This is a genomic window from Roseiarcus sp., from assembly GCF_052145395.1.
Classification (GTDB): domain Bacteria; phylum Pseudomonadota; class Alphaproteobacteria; order Rhizobiales; family Beijerinckiaceae; genus Roseiarcus.
Window position 1 is genome coordinate 1 of record NZ_JBKQOT010000476.1, and the last position, 2,511, is coordinate 2,511.

4 protein-coding genes are annotated in these 2,511 nt (G+C 63.2%); all 4 read right to left on the reverse strand.

Annotated elements, in window-relative coordinates; all coding sequences use genetic code 11:
* A partial coding sequence (locus ACLP25_RS16245; RefSeq protein WP_442470221.1) for an alpha/beta hydrolase occupies window positions 1–540 on the reverse strand: 540 nt, incomplete at its 3' end.
* Window positions 541–671: 131 nt separating this feature from the next.
* Window positions 672–845 (reverse strand): hypothetical protein, encoded by a 174-nt coding sequence (locus tag ACLP25_RS16250; RefSeq protein WP_442470222.1) that lies wholly within the window; start codon window positions 843–845, stop codon window positions 672–674.
* Complete coding sequence (locus ACLP25_RS16255) at window positions 842–1,111, reverse strand: hypothetical protein (RefSeq protein ID WP_442470223.1); 270 nt, start codon at window positions 1,109–1,111, stop codon at window positions 842–844. Before ACLP25_RS16255 ends, ACLP25_RS16250 begins: the two co-directional genes overlap by 4 nt.
* 354 nt (window positions 1,112–1,465) lie before the next feature.
* The coding region (locus ACLP25_RS16260; protein WP_442470224.1) for a TIM-barrel domain-containing protein at window positions 1,466–2,511 on the reverse strand (1,046 nt) is incomplete at its 5' end.

Genomic DNA, 2,511 nt, shown 5'->3' on the forward strand with positions numbered 1-2,511 from the left:
ATCGGCCGCATCGCTGAACGTGTTGTTATAGCCATGAATGAAGACGACGACTTCCTTTCGTTCGGTCTTCGCCAGCCGGCGACGAATCTCGCCTTGAAGCGAGGCAACCGCCTCTTCGTGCGCGGCCACAACGTCAGGCGCTCGGCGATAGCCGGCGGAAGTGATCTTCGCCGGATAAGGACCCTCGGGAAACCGGCCGATCTCCTTGATTGTCGAGAGCTTCACCTCTCCCAGGGCGCCGTTTGAGTCCGGCTCGACGCGGATGTCGATCGATCCAAAACTCATCGTGTACGAACGCTCGGACCCGTAGGAGAGCGCACCGGTTTGGGAAACCGCAATTTGCGCCCGGTCGGTGACGTAGAGAAGATCGAAATCGTCGGATGCGTCGAGTGATCCGGCGCGATTGACTGCGGCTTGACTCTGGGGCGCTTCGGAAATCGCGAGCGTCGGCGTTAGAAGGCCGTCTTTGGGCGAGCAGGCGCTGAGTATGGCCGCCGCCATCAAGACGACCGAGAAACCGAGGCCATCCAGATAGCGCATCGAGTTATTTACTCATTTCTTATTCTGGCTCTCTTGGCCTGCCTTGTCCTTCACGACGAACACTCCGCTTTGCTCGACATCCGCCTGAGAGCGACGCAGCCGAGCGTAACCCTGCACCACTTCCCGGCCCCCTACAAGGGTAGGCGCTGTCTAGGCGTGGTCTGCAGGCAGGGCGGCGATCCCGCGATCAGCCGCAAAGTGTCGGCAAATAGGCTGTTCGAAATCGCGACCTCGGCCTTCTGAAACGCCACGTAGCGCGGATGGTAGACGACCTTTGCGCCGATCTTGACCTGCTTTTCCTTCATTTGATCGGCGGAACGGAAATGCCGCAGGCATCCGCGATTCGCTCGACGGAGAGCTCGGGATCGGCGAGCTTCGCGTCGATATAGGCCTTGACCCACGTCGGTACCTCATCTCGGCGTCCGATCGCCGGCGGCCCCTCCATTCGCTCGCGCAAGGCGTCCCATGCCATCGTGGTAACGGCCGCGCCCAGTTTTCTTCCGCTGAATCGTGGAAGAAGGCGCATCTCGTCGAAGCTCTCGTTCTTCATGGCGTGCAGGACGTGCGACAACCCCCACCTGCCGTTTGATCGACGTGCGACGCCCCGCTCGCAGAGCGGCAACCGCTGCATCGCGCGGACGGGGCAGCATGGCCCAGGAGCAAGCCATCCGGGTCAACGCGGCGCTGGCAAAATGGCTCGCCGCCAAAGCGGCCGATGCGTGGTGGCCGGCGTGAAGCAACGGGAGCTCTGGCAAGCGGGGTGAACGCCTCCTCAAGCCGCCAGTCTTATCGCAGCCGGATTGCCGCGACCCGCCTGAAGCGCCTTGCGCGCGACGCTCAACCCACGCGCCGCCGTCGCGCCCCGAGCGAAGGCCGCCATTACATTGAATTACACGCGATCCTGACCGAACCCTTGGCCCTAACCTCAAAATGGGCTCCTTCCTCGATCGCCCGAGTCGCCTTCGGTCCTGGTCACGCGCATCCCCGCGGGCAGCCTCAGGCTCCAAATTCTGTCAGGCACGCTGGCGATCACGTCGATGACCGCGCCGTCGCGGCGGACGGACACCCGGAGGATTTCGCTTCCTGAAGCGGCGATGATCGCTGCACTCGCCTCCGCGCGTTTGTCGAGCGCAAAAGCCGCAAAGACTGCGCCGTCGGCGAAGTCGTAGTCCGGCCGATCGTCGCGGCGGCCCCAAGCGATCAGCGAATTCGGACGGGCGTAGAGGGGGAGACTCTGGAAGTCGTGCTTCTCCTTTCGCCAACGCCCGCCGTCGACGACCTCGCCGCTCAACAGGTGCGTCCACCGCCCTTCCGGCAGGTAGAACGAGGTCTGTCCGTCCTCGCTGAACACTGGCGCAACGAGGAGGGATGGACCGAGCATATACTGGCGGTCGAGCGTCTCGCAGGCGAGATCGTCGGGAAACTCCAGGACCATCGCTCGCATCATCGGCGTCCCGCTTCGCGCCGCTTCGGCGGCCGCCGCGAAGAGGTAAGGCATCAGCCTGCACTTCAGCTTGGTGAAGCAGCGCAGGACGTCGACCGCCTCGTCGTCGTAGATCCACGGCACGCGGTAAGAGGTGAAGCCGTGCAGCCGGCTGTGGCTGGACAGCATACCGAACGCGCACCAGCGCTTGTAGACGTGGGCCGGCGCCTTGTTCTGGAAGCCGCCGATGTCGTGGCTCCAGAAGCCGAAGCCGGACAGGCCGAGCGACAGGCCGCCGCGAAGACTCTCGGCCATCGATTCGTAGGTCGCCACATTGTCGCCGCCCCAATGGACGGGAAAGCGTTGGGAGCCGACGGTCGCCGAACGGGCGAATACGACGGCCTCACCATCGCCCTTGAGCCGCTTCAGCGTCTCGAAGACGAGCCGGTTGTAAAGGAACGCATAATAGTTGTGCATCTTCTCGGGGTCGGAGCCGTCAAAATAGACGACGTCGTTCGGGATGCGTTCGCCGAAATCGGTCTTGAAAC